Origin of the sequence: Pimelobacter simplex (genome assembly GCF_024662235.1) — a bacterium.
Lineage (GTDB): Bacteria > Actinomycetota > Actinomycetes > Propionibacteriales > Nocardioidaceae > Nocardioides.
This window is the reverse complement of sequence record NZ_CP096276.1, coordinates 209,369-226,554: the sequence shown is the minus strand read 5'-3', so window position 1 is coordinate 226,554 and position 17,186 is coordinate 209,369. Positions and strand designations below refer to the sequence as shown.

At 66.0% G+C, this 17,186-nt stretch carries 15 protein-coding genes and 1 pseudogene; 13 read left to right on the top strand and 3 right to left on the bottom strand.

The annotated features are described in order from the left end of the window. Positions 1–3: 3 nt before the first annotated feature. The 6 genes from M0M48_RS01115 (at position 4) to M0M48_RS01090 (ending at position 5,221) form a co-directional block, all read left to right on the top strand. Positions 4–546 carry a tetratricopeptide repeat protein gene (locus M0M48_RS01115; protein WP_257754060.1) on the top strand — a complete coding sequence of 181 codons (543 nt, stop codon included), beginning with the start codon at positions 4–6 and terminating at the stop codon, positions 544–546. Between the two features lie 138 nt (positions 547–684). Then, positions 685–1,170: a hypothetical protein gene (locus M0M48_RS01110; RefSeq protein ID WP_257754059.1), complete on the top strand. Its 486-nt coding sequence runs from the start codon at positions 685–687 to the stop codon at positions 1,168–1,170. Positions 1,171–1,257: 87 nt separating this feature from the next. Continuing rightward, the gene (locus M0M48_RS01105) at positions 1,258–2,502 is read left to right on the top strand and encodes an IS256 family transposase (RefSeq protein ID WP_257750619.1); all 1,245 of its coding nucleotides are present in this window, start codon (positions 1,258–1,260) and stop codon (positions 2,500–2,502) included. Between the two features lie 104 nt (positions 2,503–2,606). Next, positions 2,607–3,134: a hypothetical protein gene (locus M0M48_RS01100; protein WP_257754058.1), complete on the top strand. Its 528-nt coding sequence runs from the start codon at positions 2,607–2,609 to the stop codon at positions 3,132–3,134. 395 nt (positions 3,135–3,529) lie between these two features. Then, positions 3,530–4,768, top strand: a complete 1,239-nt coding sequence (locus M0M48_RS01095) for an IS256 family transposase (RefSeq protein ID WP_257750629.1) — start codon at positions 3,530–3,532, stop codon at positions 4,766–4,768. Between the two features lie 150 nt (positions 4,769–4,918). After that, positions 4,919–5,221, top strand: a complete 303-nt coding sequence (locus M0M48_RS01090) for a hypothetical protein (RefSeq protein WP_257754057.1) — start codon at positions 4,919–4,921, stop codon at positions 5,219–5,221. Between the two features lie 199 nt (positions 5,222–5,420). Here M0M48_RS01090 and M0M48_RS01085 read toward each other — a convergent pair whose 3' ends face one another. Together M0M48_RS01085 and M0M48_RS01080 are read right to left on the bottom strand one after the other, a co-directional pair. After that, positions 5,421–5,609 carry a hypothetical protein gene (locus tag M0M48_RS01085; RefSeq protein WP_257754056.1) on the bottom strand — a complete coding sequence of 63 codons (189 nt, stop codon included), beginning with the start codon at positions 5,607–5,609 and terminating at the stop codon, positions 5,421–5,423. Between the two features lie 143 nt (positions 5,610–5,752). Further along, positions 5,753–6,997 (bottom strand): IS256 family transposase, encoded by a 1,245-nt coding sequence (locus M0M48_RS01080; protein ID WP_257750619.1) that lies wholly within the window; start codon positions 6,995–6,997, stop codon positions 5,753–5,755. 307 nt (positions 6,998–7,304) lie between these two features. On the opposite strand from M0M48_RS01080, the gene M0M48_RS01075 reads away from it, so the two are divergent. From M0M48_RS01075 to M0M48_RS01060, 4 genes are all read left to right on the top strand, one after another. Then, positions 7,305–8,549, top strand: coding sequence for an IS256 family transposase (locus M0M48_RS01075; protein ID WP_257750619.1), 1,245 nt, complete (start codon positions 7,305–7,307; stop codon positions 8,547–8,549). Between the two features lie 456 nt (positions 8,550–9,005). Then, positions 9,006–9,590 (top strand): recombinase family protein, encoded by a 585-nt coding sequence (locus M0M48_RS01070; protein ID WP_257754055.1) that lies wholly within the window; start codon positions 9,006–9,008, stop codon positions 9,588–9,590. Positions 9,591–9,643: 53 nt separating this feature from the next. Continuing rightward, the gene (locus M0M48_RS01065; protein WP_257754054.1) at positions 9,644–10,195 is read left to right on the top strand and encodes an antirestriction protein ArdA; all 552 of its coding nucleotides are present in this window, start codon (positions 9,644–9,646) and stop codon (positions 10,193–10,195) included. A 156-nt stretch (positions 10,196–10,351) separates the two neighbouring features. Continuing rightward, entirely contained in the window at positions 10,352–10,675 is a 324-nt protein-coding gene (locus M0M48_RS01060; RefSeq protein ID WP_257754053.1) for a hypothetical protein, read from the top strand. Between the two features lie 22 nt (positions 10,676–10,697). On the opposite strand, the gene M0M48_RS01055 is transcribed toward M0M48_RS01060, so the two are convergent. After that, positions 10,698–11,837: a DNA cytosine methyltransferase gene (locus M0M48_RS01055; protein WP_257754052.1), complete on the bottom strand. Its 1,140-nt coding sequence runs from the start codon at positions 11,835–11,837 to the stop codon at positions 10,698–10,700. Positions 11,838–11,965: 128 nt separating this feature from the next. On the opposite strand from M0M48_RS01055, the gene M0M48_RS01050 reads away from it, so the two are divergent. From M0M48_RS01050 to M0M48_RS01040, 3 genes and pseudogenes are all read left to right on the top strand, one after another. Further along, positions 11,966–13,132, top strand: coding sequence for a sigma-70 family RNA polymerase sigma factor (locus M0M48_RS01050; RefSeq protein WP_257754051.1), 1,167 nt, complete (start codon positions 11,966–11,968; stop codon positions 13,130–13,132). Continuing rightward, a pseudogene (locus M0M48_RS30830) lies at positions 13,119–15,653 on the top strand (helicase-related protein); the annotation flags it as partial. The gene M0M48_RS01050 and the pseudogene M0M48_RS30830, both read left to right, overlap by 14 nt. A 149-nt stretch (positions 15,654–15,802) precedes the next feature. Beyond that, positions 15,803–17,076 (top strand): IS3 family transposase gene (locus M0M48_RS01040; protein WP_257751310.1). Its coding sequence is split into 2 segments (ribosomal slippage): positions 15,803–16,151 and positions 16,151–17,076, totalling 1,275 coding nucleotides; the frame shifts between segments, so codons are not numbered across the junction. Positions 17,077–17,186: the final 110 nt, after the last annotated feature.

Here is a 17,186-nt window from a genome sequence, read left to right as displayed (position 1 = left end):
CGGATGCTCCGCACGACCGTCGCCGCACTCATCCTCGCCGGAGCGCTCGCCACCAGCGCCTGCTCCGGCGACCCGTCGCCGCCGAGCGCCGCTTCGTCAGCATCGACAGCGTCGGCGGCCTCCGTCGAGAGCCTCGTCCAGACCGGTCTCACCCAGCTCGGCGCCGGCGACGCCGAGCAGGCCGGCGCGACGTTCCGCACGGTGCTGGACCAGGACGCGGGCGATGTCTACGCGCACTACAACCTCGGCGTCATCGCCGAGGCCGCGGGCGACACCGCGACCGCGGCCACCGAGTACGACAACGCGCTCGCGACCGACCCGGCCTTCGCGACCGCCCTGTTCAACCGCGGCGTGCTCCACGAGCCCGACGACCTCGACCAGGCCGTCCGGCTCTACCGCCGCGGACCCGACCTGGCCGCCGCGCACATGCGCCTCGGCTTCGCGCTGCTCCACCTCGGCGAGCGCGCCGAGGCCGAGGAGCACCTCGCGGCCGGCGTACGGCTGGACCCGGCGATGGCCGGCGCCGAGGCGCCGACCTACGACTGACCCGGAGGCGCTAGGCCCCCGGGATCACTCCCACTCGAAGAGATCGCTAGTACATATGGACCATCTCGGGTAGGACAATTCACCAGCTCTTGGACCGGCGCAAACGTGGCTGTATAGAGGCTCCAGGAGGCCCGAAGAATGCCACGAAAGTCCACGCCCACGATCAGCGAAGCACTCGACGAGTATCTGCTTATTCGAAGCATCAATCGCGCGAAGAGCACCATCACGAACGACCGGGCCTTGCTGAGGAAGTTCGTACGGGAGCTCGGCGCCGAGACGCGTGTTCACGTGCTCCGCGCACAGGACGTCGAAGTATGGTTCGCCGGCGTCGCGCGCGCTCAGAAGGCGAGCAGTTACAACAAGGTCCGAGAGCGCGTGCAGGGGTTCATGCGATTCTGCATGGACAGGAAGTGGATCGACTGCGACCCGACGTCACAGGTGGGCAGACGAACGGTGCACGAGGAAGACAGGCTGCGGCTGACGGCACCACAGATGGTGCAACTGATCGAGTTGACAGAGAACCCCCGGGATCGGGCAATGCTGGCGACCGCCTGCAACACAGGCCTTCGCGCTAGTGATCTGTCAGCCAGTGGAGTCCAGCAGAGTGGTGTACGACGGACCTGAGTGAGCGCGTGCCTCCAACGTAGGCGCGGCCACCGGGTGGATCCTTCGAGTGATCTGCGAAAACCGACTCGAAGAAGGACCACGACGATGACCGCTGGACCCAGTATCGACCCTGCACAGTTCCTGAACGAGCAGCTGTCCCAGGCCAGTCCTGATCTGATGCGGGACCTGCTCACCACGTTCGTCAATGCGCTGCTCTCGGCGCAGGCCGACGCGGTGTGCGGCGCCGGCTACGGCGAACGCAGCATGGAGCGCGTCAACTCCCGCAACGGCTACCGGCACCGCGACCTCGACACCCGCGTCGGCACTCTGGACGTCGCGGTTCCCAAGCTGCGCACCGGTTCGCTGTACCCCGAGTGGCTGCTGGAGCGCCGCAAGCGAGCAGAGCGGGCACTGACCAGTGTGGTCGCGACCTGTTACCTGCTCGGCGTCTCGACGCGGCGGATGGACAAGCTGGTGCAGACCCTCGGCATCACCGGCCTGTCCAAGAGCCAGGTCTCGGTGATGGCCAAGGAACTCGACGAGCACGTCGAGCAGTTCCGCACCCGACGGCTGGAGGAGGCCGGGCCGTTCACCTTCGTGGCCGCCGACGCGTTGGTGCTCAAGGTCCGCGAAGGTGGCCGGGTGGTGCCGGTCCACGTGCTGGTCGCCACCGGCGTCAACGCCGACGGGCACCGCGAGATCCTCGGCGTGCAGGTCACCAGCAGCGAGGACGGCGCCGGGTGGCTGGCCTTCTGGAGGGATCTGACCGCCCGCGGCCTGGCCGGGGTCAAGCTCGTCACCAGCGACGCCCACGCCGGGCTGGTGGCCGCGATCGGCGCCACGTTGCCCGGCGCCTCGTGGCAGCGCTGCCGAACCCACTACGCGGCGAACCTGATGTCGGCGACGCCGAAGTCCTCGTGGGGCTGGGTCAAGGCGCTGCTGCACTCGATCTACGACCAGCCCGACGCCGACGCTGTCCACGCCCAGTTCGACCGGGTCGTCGACGCCCTGGCCGAGAAGCTCCCCAAGGTGGCCGAGCATCTGGAGGACGCTCGTGCCGACATCCTCGCCTTCACCGCGTTCCCGAAGGAGATCTGGCGCCAGATCTGGTCCAACAACCCCAACGAGCGCCTCAACCGCGAGATCCGCAGGCGAACCGACGTGGTCGGGATCTTTCCCGACCGGGCCAGCATCATCCGGCTCGTCGGCGCCGTCCTGGCCGAGCAGCACGACGAGTGGGCCGAAGGCCGCCGCTACCTCGGACTCGACGTCCTCGCCCGCGCCCAGGCCGTCGACACCTGCGTCGTCGAGGAGGTGACCGAACCCGAACTCCAGGCCCTCACAGCCTGACCGACACGCCCAACCGAGGGATCAACCTCGTACACCACCCCAGCGGACTTGACCTGTCAGCCCTTCAGTTGCGGCACGTCGACCTGGATCAGGGACACCTGGCGGTGCAGATTCAGAAGACCGGCCGGCTTGATCACCTGCCAATCACCAATGACCTTGAAGTAGAGCTGCGGCACTACCTGGTCTGGTACGCCGGTCGGTTGGCGCGGCGAGGGACCGCGCTGGCACCTCAGTCGTACCTTTTCCCGGCGCTCGGTCCCTGCAACAGCGTCAGGGACGGCGATGGCAGCCCCCTGCAGTACGGCGACCCGCAGCCCGACAGGCGGCAAACTCATCCTGCCCGCGTCGTACACCGCGCCCTGCGTCGTATCGGGATCGAGGACAGCACCTACCAAGGCTTTCACACCATCAGACGCTCGGTCGGTCGCGTTCTGTTCGACAATCTTGCCGAAGACGGCCAGGACAACGCCCTCAGGCTGACGGCCTCCCTGCTCGGACACAAGAACGTAGCGACAACGGAGCTCTACCTGGGCATCGACAAGGATCGTGAGAAAAGGAATGCCTACCTGCGGGGCCGCTCTCTTCTTGCCAAACCAGACGCGAACGTCACTCCCATCGGACGAGCTCGATAGCTTGCCTGCGCTGTGGGAGATGCTGCGTGCTTTTCTGGCAGTCCCCCGGTAGCCTCGGGATCAGCACGACTTGAGGCTCTTGGAGGCCCTGCTACCCCACTTGGGGAGGCAGGGCCTCTTGTCGTTTTCTCGGGTCGTGCGAGATGGCGATGGGCCCCGGAGTTAGAGCTCCGAGGCCCGCATAAATCGCCGAAGAGACGACAGATAGGCGACCCATGCACCGCTCACGCGCGTACCTGGCGGATAGCGGCCCGGCTCGGCTTGCTGGCGGCAGTAAGAGTCCCCGGGAGTGGTGGGGTTTGAGGGAGCAGCGGCGGGGCGTCAGCACGTAGACGGCCATCGGCGGGATCTTCGGTGTGTACGGCCAAGCACCCACTGAAGAAAGAGGTCCACCGATGGCCTTGCCCCAGTCTGCCCTGTCCGAGATCCTCGAGGCGTTCCGTGCCGGTGATGGCGTCGATCTCATCCGTGATTCGGTCCGGCTCGCGCTCCAAGAGCTGATCGAGCTCGAAGCCACCCAGCAGATCGGCGCGGCGCCCTATGAGCGCACCGAGGACCGCACAGCCGAGCGGAACGGCCACCGTCCGCGGATGCTGACCACCAAGGCCGGCGATGTCGAGTTGCGCATCCCCAAGCTGCGCAAGGGCTCGTTCTTCCCGATCATCCTCGAGCCGCGGCGCCGTATCGACCAGGCGCTGTACGCGGTAGTCATGGAAGCCTACGTCCACGGCATCTCCACCCGCTCGGTCGACGACCTGGTCGAGGCGATGGGCGGCAGCGGTGTCTCCAAGTCCGAGGTCTCCCGGATCTGCGCCAACCTCGATGAGCAGGTCGGCGCGTTCCGCACCCGCAGTCTGGATCATGTCGAGTTCCCCTACATCTACCTCGACGCGACCTACCTCCACGTCCGTAACGCCCCGGGCAAGGGCGGTCAGGTGGTGTCGATGGCGGTGGTCGTCGCGACCGGCGTGAGCGCGACCGGGGAGCGGGAGATCCTCGGCCTAGATGTCGGCGACAGCGAGGACGAGGTCTTCTGGCGCGCCTTCTTGCTCAGCCTCAAGCAGCGCGGCCTGGCCGGCGTGCAGCTGGTCATCTCAGACCAGCACTCCGGACTGGTCAAGGCGCTGGGCCGGGCGTTCCAGGGTGTCGCGCACCAGCGGTGCCGGGTCCACTTCGCGCGCAACCTGCTCGCTCACGTGCCCAAGGGGCAGGCCGAGCTCGTGGCGACCGCGTTCCGGATGATCTTCGCCCAGCCCACGCCCGAGGACGTCCACGCGGCGTGGGACAAGACCCGCGAGGAGCTCGCCGCCCGGTTCCCCAAGCTCGGTCCGTTGATGGACGCCGCCAAGGCCGAGGTCCTGGCCTTCACCGCGTTCCCGCGCGAGCACTGGCGCAAGGTCTGGTCGACCAACCCGTTGGAGCGCGTGAATAAGGAAATCAAGCGCCGGGCCCGGGTCGTAGGCATCTTCCCCAACGCCGCCGCCGTCATCCGACTCGTCGGAGCCGTGCTGATCGACATGCACGACGAATGGATCGCCGGCGAGCGCCGCTACCTCTCAGAAGGCTCCATGGCCAAGCTCTACGAGACCAGCAATACTCACCCCGTCGCCGCCATCGACAACGGCGACGCGTAGGCACCGAGGGTCACCTCAAAGCCCACCACCCCGCGGGGCTCTGTCCTGGCGGCATGGTCGAGTCTGGCGCGTCGACGACGACTGCCACTGCGTGCACAAGTCCAGGACGCCGTCTCCTAACCATCGACACCGAGAGCTAGGAGATCATCCATGCAGTCGCCCGGCGACTTCTTTCAGACCCTCGACGAGCCGTTGATTCTGGCCGAGGAAATCTACGACAGGGCAATCCGGACTCTCACCGAGGCTGGACTGGTGCCTGTCTTGCTGGAGCACCACATCGGGATTCAGGGCGAGCGAGCGTCACGTTGGGTCGCGCGCGACGCGACCACCGGCGAGGAACTCGACTCCTACGCGCGTTGGTCTCACTTCGCACGCAACCGCGACGACTGCTGGATCGTCGTCGAGTTGGAACAGGATCCAGCCGGATCGCCGTTCGACGATGCTTGGCTGTGAGCCGCCGGCGACCGACCACTGAGGCCAATCGATGGTGAGGGGGTGGTCGAAGCACTATCAGCAGGTCTGGCTCGAGCGGGCCAGCGATCCACGGCTGCCAATGTACATCCGTGTCGCTGCTGCCGCCTATGGACGCCATCGCAGGAACGGACATGCCCCGTTCGACGAGAACGAGCTGGCCACCCTCGTCGGCACTGATTCAACTACTGGCTTGATCAAGGCAGTTGATCGCAACAACTTGCAACGCGCCATCCGCAGGGCCGTCGAGCTTGATTTGCTCGGCCAGGGGTCCAGGATTCGCTGTCTCATCGTGCCGGCGCACGCGGTCGAAGGAGGCTACTTCGGACACATCGGCGAGCCGTGCGCGCGGCACCGAGGCGGCTGACATGGGTCAGCTCGTGACCCACTCTGCCGCACATCATGGGTCCGCCTCGGACCCAGCCTGGGGTCCGTCACCGACCCAATCTGACTGCAAACGGTCAAGTCCGCTGGGGTGGTGTACGAGGTTGATCCCTCGGTTGGGCGTGTCGGTCAGGCTGTGAGGGCCTGGAGTTCGGGTTCGGTCACCTCCTCGACGACGCAGGTGTCGACGGCCTGGGCGCGGGCGAGGACGTCGAGTCCGAGGTAGCGGCGGCCTTCGGCCCACTCGTCGTGCTGCTCGGCCAGGACGGCGCCGACGAGCCGGATGATGCTGGCCCGGTCGGGAAAGATCCCGACCACGTCGGTTCGCCTGCGGATCTCGCGGTTGAGGCGCTCGTTGGGGTTGTTGGACCAGATCTGGCGCCAGATCTCCTTCGGGAACGCGGTGAAGGCGAGGATGTCGGCACGAGCGTCCTCCAGATGCTCGGCCACCTTGGGGAGCTTCTCGGCCAGGGCGTCGACGACCCGGTCGAACTGGGCGTGGACAGCGTCGGCGTCGGGCTGGTCGTAGATCGAGTGCAGCAGCGCCTTGACCCAGCCCCACGAGGACTTCGGCGTCGCCGACATCAGGTTCGCCGCGTAGTGGGTTCGGCAGCGCTGCCACGAGGCGCCGGGCAACGTGGCGCCGATCGCGGCCACCAGCCCGGCGTGGGCGTCGCTGGTGACGAGCTTGACCCCGGCCAGGCCGCGGGCGGTCAGATCCCTCCAGAAGGCCAGCCACCCGGCGCCGTCCTCGCTGCTGGTGACCTGCACGCCGAGGATCTCGCGGTGCCCGTCGGCGTTGACGCCGGTGGCGACCAGCACGTGGACCGGCACCACCCGGCCACCTTCGCGGACCTTGAGCACCAACGCGTCGGCGGCCACGAAGGTGAACGGCCCGGCCTCCTCCAGCCGTCGGGTGCGGAACTGCTCGACGTGCTCGTCGAGTTCCTTGGCCATCACCGAGACCTGGCTCTTGGACAGGCCGGTGATGCCGAGGGTCTGCACCAGCTTGTCCATCCGCCGCGTCGAGACGCCGAGCAGGTAACAGGTCGCGACCACACTGGTCAGTGCCCGCTCTGCTCGCTTGCGGCGCTCCAGCAGCCACTCGGGGTACAGCGAACCGGTGCGCAGCTTGGGAACCGCGACGTCCAGAGTGCCGACGCGGGTGTCGAGGTCGCGGTGCCGGTAGCCGTTGCGGGAGTTGACGCGCTCCATGCTGCGTTCGCCGTAGCCGGCGCCGCACACCGCGTCGGCCTGCGCCGAGAGCAGCGCATTGACGAACGTGGTGAGCAGGTCCCGCATCAGATCAGGACTGGCCTGGGACAGCTGCTCGTTCAGGAACTGTGCAGGGTCGATACTGGGTCCAGCGGTCATCGTCGTGGTCCTTCTTCGAGTCGGTTTTCGCAGATCACTCGAAGGATCCACCCGGTGGCCGCGCCTACGTTGGAGGCACGCGCTCACTCAGGTCCGTCGTACACCACTCTGCTGGACTCCACTCGGCTACGCCGCCTTATGCGCATAGCAAGACACATGTCTTGGGTGGGACATGCGCATGCGTAGTGGAGTCCAGCAGAGTGGTGTACGACGGACCTGAGTGAGCGCGTGCCTCCAACGTAGGCGCGGCCACCGGGTGGATCCTTCGAGTGATCTGCGAAAACCGACTCGAAGAAGGACCACGACGATGACCGCTGGACCCAGTATCGACCCTGCACAGTTCCTGAACGAGCAGCTGTCCCAGGCCAGTCCTGATCTGATGCGGGACCTGCTCACCACGTTCGTCAATGCGCTGCTCTCGGCGCAGGCCGACGCGGTGTGCGGCGCCGGCTACGGCGAACGCAGCATGGAGCGCGTCAACTCCCGCAACGGCTACCGGCACCGCGACCTCGACACCCGCGTCGGCACTCTGGACGTCGCGGTTCCCAAGCTGCGCACCGGTTCGCTGTACCCCGAGTGGCTGCTGGAGCGCCGCAAGCGAGCAGAGCGGGCACTGACCAGTGTGGTCGCGACCTGTTACCTGCTCGGCGTCTCGACGCGGCGGATGGACAAGCTGGTGCAGACCCTCGGCATCACCGGCCTGTCCAAGAGCCAGGTCTCGGTGATGGCCAAGGAACTCGACGAGCACGTCGAGCAGTTCCGCACCCGACGGCTGGAGGAGGCCGGGCCGTTCACCTTCGTGGCCGCCGACGCGTTGGTGCTCAAGGTCCGCGAAGGTGGCCGGGTGGTGCCGGTCCACGTGCTGGTCGCCACCGGCGTCAACGCCGACGGGCACCGCGAGATCCTCGGCGTGCAGGTCACCAGCAGCGAGGACGGCGCCGGGTGGCTGGCCTTCTGGAGGGATCTGACCGCCCGCGGCCTGGCCGGGGTCAAGCTCGTCACCAGCGACGCCCACGCCGGGCTGGTGGCCGCGATCGGCGCCACGTTGCCCGGCGCCTCGTGGCAGCGCTGCCGAACCCACTACGCGGCGAACCTGATGTCGGCGACGCCGAAGTCCTCGTGGGGCTGGGTCAAGGCGCTGCTGCACTCGATCTACGACCAGCCCGACGCCGACGCTGTCCACGCCCAGTTCGACCGGGTCGTCGACGCCCTGGCCGAGAAGCTCCCCAAGGTGGCCGAGCATCTGGAGGACGCTCGTGCCGACATCCTCGCCTTCACCGCGTTCCCGAAGGAGATCTGGCGCCAGATCTGGTCCAACAACCCCAACGAGCGCCTCAACCGCGAGATCCGCAGGCGAACCGACGTGGTCGGGATCTTTCCCGACCGGGCCAGCATCATCCGGCTCGTCGGCGCCGTCCTGGCCGAGCAGCACGACGAGTGGGCCGAAGGCCGCCGCTACCTCGGACTCGACGTCCTCGCCCGCGCCCAGGCCGTCGACACCTGCGTCGTCGAGGAGGTGACCGAACCCGAACTCCAGGCCCTCACAGCCTGACCGACACGCCCAACCGAGGGATCAACCTCGTACACCACCCCAGCGGACTTGACCGCATGCGTATAGCCGTGCAGCACGGTAAGAGAGCAGCCAAGACGCCATTCACGTGCACAGGACAGTCGTTTCCGAACGTCCTCTGTCGGACCGAGTCAGCTATGCGTACACACCAGGCGTTGCCACCTTGAAGGCGCCAGCGAAACCGAGGGAAAACCCGGGGGGGGTACCTCGACGTAGTGCGGCTCGGAGGCGCCAGCTTCCTAGCGCCAGAAGGTCGCCTCGACTTGGGGCGAGTCACGAGAACACCTTCGGGCCGCCCATGTGTCGCCCTGGGGCGTACCTCAATCAGCCATCGCCACGAAGGGCCCTCGCCGTCAAGCGAGGGTCCTTCTCGCGTTTCTGGACGGCATAACCGCCGGCCCAAGAACCCAATTCGACGCCCAGAAGGAGCAATGCACGATGAACAGCCAAGGCCAACGAGTTGGCTATGTCCGCGTCTCCACGGCAGACCAGAACACTGCAAGGCAACTTCAAGGCTGCGCGCTAGATCGCGTCTTCACCGATCGGGTCTCCGGCCGGCGCGCCGATCGCCCACAGCTCGACGCTCTCAGGGCCTTCGTGCGCGAGGGCGACACCGTCCTGGTGCACAGCATGGACCGACTCGCTCGCAACCTCGACGACCTCCGCCGGCTGGTCCGCGAACTTACTGAACAGGGCGTCCAGGTCTCGTTCCTACAAGAGGGCCTCACCTTCACTGGCGAGGACTCCCCGATGGCGACGCTGCTGCTCTCCGTCATGGGCGCGTGCGCCGAATTTGAACGTGCATTGATTCGCGAACGTCAGGCGGAAGGAATCGCCGCCGCCAAGCAACGCGGCGTTTACCAGGGCCGACGTCCCGCGCTGACCACAGCGCAGGCTCGGGAACTCGCCTCACGAGCGGCTGGCGGCGAGTCCGTCAGCGCGCTCGCCCGTGACTTCGGCATCTCGCGACAGACCGCTCACAACTACGTCCGCTACGGCCATCCCAAGACGAGCGCGCGATGAGCCAAGACAACCACTCTCCCACCGAGTACGACGACACTGACAGGAGCATCATCATGACCACCATCAGCATCACCCTGCGCGCCCGAAGTGACGAACCCCGCGTCTGGCTCGGCTGCCTTGCCTGCTACAACGACGGTCGGCTCGTCGGCGAGTGGGTGGCCGCTATCGACGCGCCAATGATCACAGCAAGCCAGCTGCACGGACGCCCGACGGACCACGAGGAGCTGTGGTGCTTTGACCTGGACAACCTGCCTCTGGCGCGAGAGCTTTCGCCGACCGAGGCGGGCGAGTGGGGAACACTGCTGGCTGAGGTCGACGAGCACCACCGTCAGGCGTTCGCCGCTTGGGTCCTATCAGGTGAGTACCTTGCTGAAGGGGGCGGCGATCTGCCGAGTCTGGCTGACTTCGAGGAGCGCTACGAAGGAGAGTGGGCGACCTTCGACGACTTCGGGGCTGAGCTCTTCGAGGAGTGTGGCTACGACGCCGAGGTGCCCGAGCACTTGGCGCCGTACTTCGATATGCGCGCATGGGTCCGGGACCTGGCGTACGAATACACCACCCTGCGCGCGCCGGACGGCGGCGTCTTCGTCTTTCGCTCACTGTGACGGCATCGGGCTGGCCCGCGATCCGGACGAGCGGATGTCGGCCGGCTTCCCCAAAGTTCTACCGAGAAAAGGACCCGACATGATCACGAAGTCCAAGGATCAGGGAAGCGGCCACCGACTCGTAGTGGTGCGGACGATCTGATGAATGATGTAGCTATGGACGTCTACCTGCACAGCGCGCCCGAGAATTTCAGGCCCGAGCTCGCTCTGAAGGCCGAACGGCTGCTCGAGGGTCGGTGGAACGGGTGGCTCCGACCTGTCGCGACGGCCGAAGCCGTTGGCATGTTTCTGGACGCTTGGCGGCGCAACGATCCGAACGGCATCTGGGGGTACGTCACAGAGGTCGGCGACGTCCTGGTCTGCTCGGTGATTGACGCCGATGAACCGGCCGACGAGTTCCCGCGCTGTGGTGAGACCCTGGAGGGTGTGGCCGTTTATGACCTGACAGGCTGGGTGTGGACTGACGAGCCGGAAGGCTGAAGAGTCTGCAGGGACGGGTTCCCTAGTCGCCGGCGGCTGTCAGGTCGGGAAGCAGCTCGGCGAAGATGGAGCGGCTGAGCTGAGGAGGAACCGCATTCCCGATCATCGTTGCGAGGCTGGACCTGAGCGCGATCGCGGAGAAGTCGAAGTAATCAGGAAAGCCCTGAATACGGGCGGCCTCGTGCGGAGTCAGCGCGCGGATCTCGCTTGGGTGCATGTAACGACCCTGGCCGATCGAGCCGAATCCGCTTGTCACCGTCTGCGCAGGAAGGTCCCAGCTCAAGCGCCCATACATGGACTTGTACGAGTGGCCGTCGGCCTGGTGGCATCGGGGCCTCTCAGCGTTGGGCAGGTCGACAAGCCCCTCGTCCTGTAGGTACTGCATTCGGCGCCGATTTTCAGCCGAGGCCCTGGGCGGTTCATCAATGCCCGTTGGGGCGGCCTTCACAAGATCCTCGATCGCCCAGCGAAGGTCGCGAAAGTCTTGGCGATCTGCCAGGTCGGCCAACACATCTGCGGGGGCCGTCAACCCTTCACGTACCGCAAGGAGAACGTGACGCCGTCGTCGCTGGGCGACGCCGAGAGCCGCGAGCGCCACCACTCCAGACGCTACGTCGAACCCAAGCCCGCGCAGTTCTCTCTCGACACGCGCTACGACCCCTTCGCCCGCGTGCTTGTCGTGCTGAACTGCTGGAACGTTCTCGATCAGGACTGCCTGAGGCTGTAGGACCTCGGCTGCTCTCGACATGTGACCGTAGAGCGCGTTCTTGGGATCTCGACGCCGCGTGTGGTTGTTGAGGTCGCTGTGTCCCTGACACGGTGGCCCGCCGACGAGTGCAGTCACGGTACCGACCTCTTCGGCCACACGCAGTTCGAAGTCTGCCAGCGGTTCTCCTGCCCTCGGGCCGAAGAACTCGCCGACGGTCGTTTGGCGGAAGTCGGCCTTCGGGAAGTTGGACTCGTAAACGGCACCGGCGTCGGCGTCTGAGTCGATGGCGAGAGGTATCTCGAGCGCGGTTCCCGCAGCCTCGGCAGCTTGCGCGACACCGAGCGTGAGCCCTCCGCATCCGCTGAAGAGATCGACCAGCCGAACAGTTGGGTGGCCGGCCTCGAAGTCCGGCCGGTCACTCAAGAGCAGGGGGTGCTGGGCCTCTCCGCTCATGAGACAAGGCTAGTACCGGCCCATCACCGACCGCCGGCGGCTCGGAAGTTTAGCGTTTCGCGGTCTTCTGTCGGGGTGTCCAGTTAGGTTCACAGGGACTCCAAGACGACACGAGAGGGAGACCAGTGATGGGGGTAGCGCGCTTGCCGCATGCGCCTTCCGCTCGCAATCCTGCGGTCGGTGTGGAGTCGCCGGCGACGGCGCAATGTCTCGCCGACCTACGTGCGGATCTTGAGCGTCAGGGCGGCCTGACGCTCGACGACGTGTTCAGGCTCGTCGCCGCGCATGGCCTGACGGCCGACGAGGCGGCTTCCGTCCTGGCTCAGTTGGCGGCCGACGGCATAGAGGTCGAGCAACCTGAAGTGGGTAGCGTTGAGACGGACGTCGCCGAGTCCGTCAGCCTGAACTCACCGGGCACCATTGGCGCGCACCGCATCCTGACGGCCGAAGACGAAGTCAGACTCGGCCGCCGCATCCGCCTCGGTCTGGATGCCGAGGCGGATGCTGACACTACGCCGACCGACGCACAACGTGCTCTCATCGACGACGGCCGAGATGCCCAGCACACACTCGTGCGCTGCAACGTGCGGCTGGTGATGTCCATCGCACGGCGTTACGTGGGCCAGGGACTTGAGATCGATGACTTGATCCAGGAAGGCACCTGCGGCTTGATGCGCGCAGCAGTCAAGTTCGACCACACGCTGGGCTTCAAGTTCTCGACGTACGCCACATGGTGGATTCGTCAGAGCCTTGACCGCGCTGTGGCCAACCTGTCCCGCACGATCCGGTTGCCGGTGTACGTCGTTGATCAGATGCAGAAGGTTCTGAAGATCCAGCGGCAGATGGAACTGAGGGATGGTCGGCCGCCGACGATCAACGCCCTTGCGTTCGAGCTGGACCTACCCCGCGAGAAGGTCGCCGCCATGCTCGACTATTCACGTGGTGTAGTCAGTCTGGATCTGCTGATCGGCGACGACACCACATTGGGCGACCTTCGCGCGGATCCTCGACACACGACTCACGTGACCGTCGAGCGTCGCGTTCTGCGGGACGACTTTGGCAACCGCCTGTGCCTCGTGGCCGAGGTGATGGGTGAAAGAACGGCCGACGTCCTGCGCCGGCGCTTCGGGTTTGCCGACGACGGCGAGCGCCAAACGCTCGAGCAGATCGGTGTCGTCTACGGAGTGACCCGTGAACGCGTTCGACAGATCGAGTCCAAGGCTCTCAACAGCAAGTTCGTCCACGACCTGTTTCAGGATCTCAACGAAAGCTGGTTCAGCGATGATGCAGAGTGAGGTCGAGGCGGCCGAGTTGTTCGTCGATTGGGTGAACGAGAGGGTCATCTTCGGCGGACGAGGCGACGAGGTTCATCAGCTGAGCGAGGCTCCGAAGGGCACCTTCTGGCTCGGTCGTCTTGCGTCGGAGGAGACGGTTCAGCTGAGCGGTCTTGGCAGCCGAGGCAAGCGCTTGGATCCGTGTGCCATCGACATTCGGGTACGACCTCGCGATCAGGTTGGACCGTGGAGACCCCGCGTTCGGGTCAAGCTGCGCACCTGGACCCGAAACGATGCCGGCTGGACGAAAGACGCTCTCGTCGACGTGCCGCTCTCAATTGCAGTCAAGGACGTCGACGAGACACAGGTCTTCGGCGTGCATGACCTGGAGTCCGCAATCGCTGCGGCCGGGGGCGCTGGGCGCACGGCCGAAGTACGCGTGGATGTGCAGAGATGGCGAGGCGCGACCGAGATGGTCATCTCCCTCGTGAACACGAGTCCGGTAGCAACTCGACAACTACCAGATACGCACGTTTACGAGGCGGTTCTCGAGCTAACAGAACTGGAGACTGTTCCCTTCCAACTCGAGTCCCTCCCTGATTCGTTCCGCTTCGACCGCGCGGTCCCGGCGTTCGGCCGCAACTGTGGCGTCGAACCGATCAATGGTGGTGGCTTCCGCACGACGGACTTCGTCGAAGCGAGCCGGCGACGATCGGTTTGGTGGGACCGGCCCTCAGATCCGCCTGATCTCTCGTTCGCCACGCTGGCCGTAGACCCTTTCCCTTCGCTGGACCACCTGGTGCGGGAAGCCAATGCCTGGGGTGACGACCACTGGTCTAGTCGAGCCCTCGAGGACCGCGCCGCCCGTGAGGGCTGGAACCCGGAGATGATCGATCAGGCCAACGCTGGTGCCGCGCTCTGGACTGTCGAGATGCAGCGCCTCGAGGCCGGCATCGAGCTGCTGAGGTCAAACGCACAGCTGTTGCTCGCTTTCCGGCTGGCCAACCGCGCTATGGCACACGCGGCGGCTGGAAGATACCCGGGATGGCGCCCGTTCCAGATCGGGTTTCTCGTCAGTTCCTTGGACGGCATCGTCGACGGCTCGGCTAGCGACACTGTGGACGTCGTCTGGTTCGCGACGGGCGGCGGCAAGACCGAGACATACCTCGGGCTGCTTTGCACGGCGGTTCTTTACGACCGAATGACCGGGAAGCGGCAAGGCATCACAGCCTGGAGTCGATTCCCGCTACGAATGCTGTCACTTCAGCAGACGCAGCGCTTCGCCGACGCACTTGCTGGCGCCGAGTTGATGCGACAGGAACAGGGCCTGGGCGGGGATCCCTTCGCTCTCGGCTTCTTTGTCGGGGCCGGAGGAACGCCGAACTCGATCCCCCTTGATCCCCAGGACAGAGATCCGGACCCGGCTGACCCAGCTATGCCGGGCCGGTTTCAGGTGCTGCTCCACTGCCCGTTCTGCCGGTCGACCGACATCGACATGGACTTCGACCGAGCGTCGTGGCGTCTGCGACACGTTTGCACCAACACCGAGTGCCCCTGGGAAGAGCCCGGCCTACCCTTCTACGTCGTCGATCAGGAGATCTATCGGTTCCTCCCGTCAGTCGTGGTCGGCACCTTGGACAAGGCTGCCCTTCTCGGGATGCAGGCCGCCATGCGGGGCTTCGTCGGTGCCCCCATGGGGGTTTGTGACAAGCCCGGGCACGGTTTCTGCTACGCGTCTCGCTCCAAGACACCGAGCGGCTGTCTCGTGCCGGGCTGTCGAGGAACCAAACTGGCTCTAAGCCAGCCGCGAGAGTCCTGGGCGCCGCGCCTTCGCCTCCAAGACGAGCTGCACCTGCTCAGAGACAGCCTTGGCGCCGTGGACGCGCACTACGAGGGCCTTCTCGACCACTTGCAAGACCGGCTCGGAGGACGCAAGGCGAAGGTGATCGCGTCGTCTGCAACCCTCACCGGATACGAGCGGCAGATTCAGGTTCTGTACCAGCGAGAGGCGAGGGTGTTCCCGCAACCGGGACCCTCCGAGGGCCGTTCCTTCTGGTCCAACGAGGGGGACGAACTCGCGCGGAGGTACGTTGCGATCGCGCCACGTGGGGTGACGACTGAGTTCGTGTCCGACCGCACTCTGTCGACTATGCAGCGTTGCGTACGCGAACTGGCGAACGATCCAGATGCCGTCTGCCAGTCGCTCGGAATCGAAAGGGCACACGCGGACTTCCTTCTCTCCGTCTACGGCGTCAACGTCGTCTATGGCAACACCGTTCGGGACGTCGACGCGGCTCGGCGTTCGCTCGACACGCAGCTCGGCTTCGACGTCAACGCGGCGACACTGACGGGTCAAACTCCGTTCGACGAGGTTCGCCGGGTGCTCGACCGCCTGGACCACCCAGAACAGGCTTTTGCCGACCGTCTCCATGTCGTCGCTGCATCCTCGATGATGTCCCACGGTGTCGACATCGACCGTCTGAATCTGATGGTGATGCACGGCGTGCCGCTGACGACAGCCGAGTTCATCCAGACCACTGCACGCGTCGGTCGGCGCTATCCCGGCATGGTCTACGTATTGCATCGAATCGCGCGGGAGCGAGAAGCCGCGACGTTCGGCCGGGGCCTGACCCCGGTTCTTGGACACGCTGAATCCAGCATCTGCTGGGGAAGCGAGATGATCCAGGAACCATGGCCAGGAAGAACTACTCCGAGGAGTTCCGTCGTCAGGCCGTCGACTTGTACGAGTCCACCCCGGGCGCCACAGTCCGCGGCATCGCCGAGGACCTCGGCATCGTGCGCGGCACCCTGCGGCACTGGCTCGAGGTCTACGGGACCGGCAAGAAGACCGCCGCTGACGGGACACTGACCTCCAGCCCACTGCAAGCCACGCCGTCGAAGTCGAGCCAGTCCGGGCCGGCCGATGAGACGCCGGAGCAGAAGATCGCCCGGCTCGAGGCCGAGAATGCGGCGCTGCGGGCAGAGACAACGAAGCTGACGACCGAGCGGGAGATCCTCCAGCGGGCGGCCAAGTATTTCGCCGGGGAGACGCGCTGGTGAGTCGCTTCCAGTTCGTCGCCGACAACTCCGCCACCTCCCGCCCTGGCTGGACGGTGAAGCGACTGTGTGAGCTCGTCGAGATCGAGCGCTCCTCCTACTACGCGTGGAAGGCCGGGGCACCAGCGCGGGCCGAGCGGGCCGCCGCGGACGCCGCGCTGGTCGAGCGGATCCGCAAGGTCCACGAGGCTGACAACACCCAAGGCGCGCCTCGGATCACCGCCGACCTCAACGACGGCGCACCGCCTGAGCAGCGGGTCAACCACAAGCGCGTCGCCCGCGTGATGCGTGCGGCCGGTATCTGCGGCTACGTCAAGAAGCGACGCGTGCGGACCACGATCCCCGAGCCATCGGGACAGAAGGTGCCCGATCTACTCAAGCGGGACTTCACCGCCCCGGCGCCGAACCAGCGCTACGTCGGCGACATCACCTACCTGCCGATCGCAGACGGCACCAACCTGTACCTGGCCACCGTGATCGACTGCTACAGCCGTCGGCTCGCGGGCTGGGCGATCGCGGATCACATGCGCACCGAGCTCGTTGAGGACGCGCTCAAGGCCGCGGCCGCGACCCGCGGATCACTGGCCGGGGCGATCTTCCACAGCGACCACGGGTCGGTCTACTGCTCGAAGGACTACGCCAAGCTCTGCGCGAAGCTCGGCGTGACCCAGTCGATGGGTGCCGTCGGGTCCTCGGCCGACAACGCGTTGGCGGAGTCATTCAACGCCGCGCTGAAGCGGGAGGTCCTCCAAGACGAGCGGACCTGGTCCGACGAGCTCGCCTGCCGTCGCCAGGTCTTCAAGTGGCTGACCCGCTACAACACCCGGCGGCGCCATTCGTGGTGTCGCTACCTGTCGCCGATCGCCTACGAGACCGGCCACGCCGCTACGCTGCAGCCCGCCGCGTAATCACACCCCGTGTCCAAGATCCGGGGGTAGGGCCCGCCAGTTCGAGAAGTTCGTCAGGCAAGGTGACCGGTTCGTCGAGCCGATCCCCATCACCCGCCGCAGCCGCAGGG

Excerpts from the sequence above, each read along its gene's own strand:
- M0M48_RS01115 (WP_257754060.1), top strand. The coding sequence starts at position 4 with ATGCTCCGCACGACCGTCGCCGCACTCATCCTCGCCGGAGCGCTCGCC.
- M0M48_RS01110 (WP_257754059.1), top strand. The coding sequence starts at position 685 with ATGCCACGAAAGTCCACGCCCACGATCAGCGAAGCACTCGACGAGTAT.
- M0M48_RS01105 (WP_257750619.1), top strand. The coding sequence starts at position 1,258 with ATGACCGCTGGACCCAGTATCGACCCTGCACAGTTCCTGAACGAGCAG.
- M0M48_RS01095 (WP_257750629.1), top strand. The coding sequence starts at position 3,530 with ATGGCCTTGCCCCAGTCTGCCCTGTCCGAGATCCTCGAGGCGTTCCGT.
- M0M48_RS01090 (WP_257754057.1), top strand. The coding sequence starts at position 4,919 with ATGCAGTCGCCCGGCGACTTCTTTCAGACCCTCGACGAGCCGTTGATT.
- M0M48_RS01085 (WP_257754056.1), bottom strand. The coding sequence starts at position 5,609 with ATGTCAGCCGCCTCGGTGCCGCGCGCACGGCTCGCCGATGTGTCCGAA.
- M0M48_RS01080 (WP_257750619.1), bottom strand. The coding sequence starts at position 6,997 with ATGACCGCTGGACCCAGTATCGACCCTGCACAGTTCCTGAACGAGCAG.
- M0M48_RS01075 (WP_257750619.1), top strand. The coding sequence starts at position 7,305 with ATGACCGCTGGACCCAGTATCGACCCTGCACAGTTCCTGAACGAGCAG.
- M0M48_RS01070 (WP_257754055.1), top strand. The coding sequence starts at position 9,006 with ATGAACAGCCAAGGCCAACGAGTTGGCTATGTCCGCGTCTCCACGGCA.
- M0M48_RS01065 (WP_257754054.1), top strand. The coding sequence starts at position 9,644 with ATGACCACCATCAGCATCACCCTGCGCGCCCGAAGTGACGAACCCCGC.
- M0M48_RS01060 (WP_257754053.1), top strand. The coding sequence starts at position 10,352 with ATGGACGTCTACCTGCACAGCGCGCCCGAGAATTTCAGGCCCGAGCTC.
- M0M48_RS01055 (WP_257754052.1), bottom strand. The coding sequence starts at position 11,837 with ATGAGCGGAGAGGCCCAGCACCCCCTGCTCTTGAGTGACCGGCCGGAC.
- M0M48_RS01050 (WP_257754051.1), top strand. The coding sequence starts at position 11,966 with ATGGGGGTAGCGCGCTTGCCGCATGCGCCTTCCGCTCGCAATCCTGCG.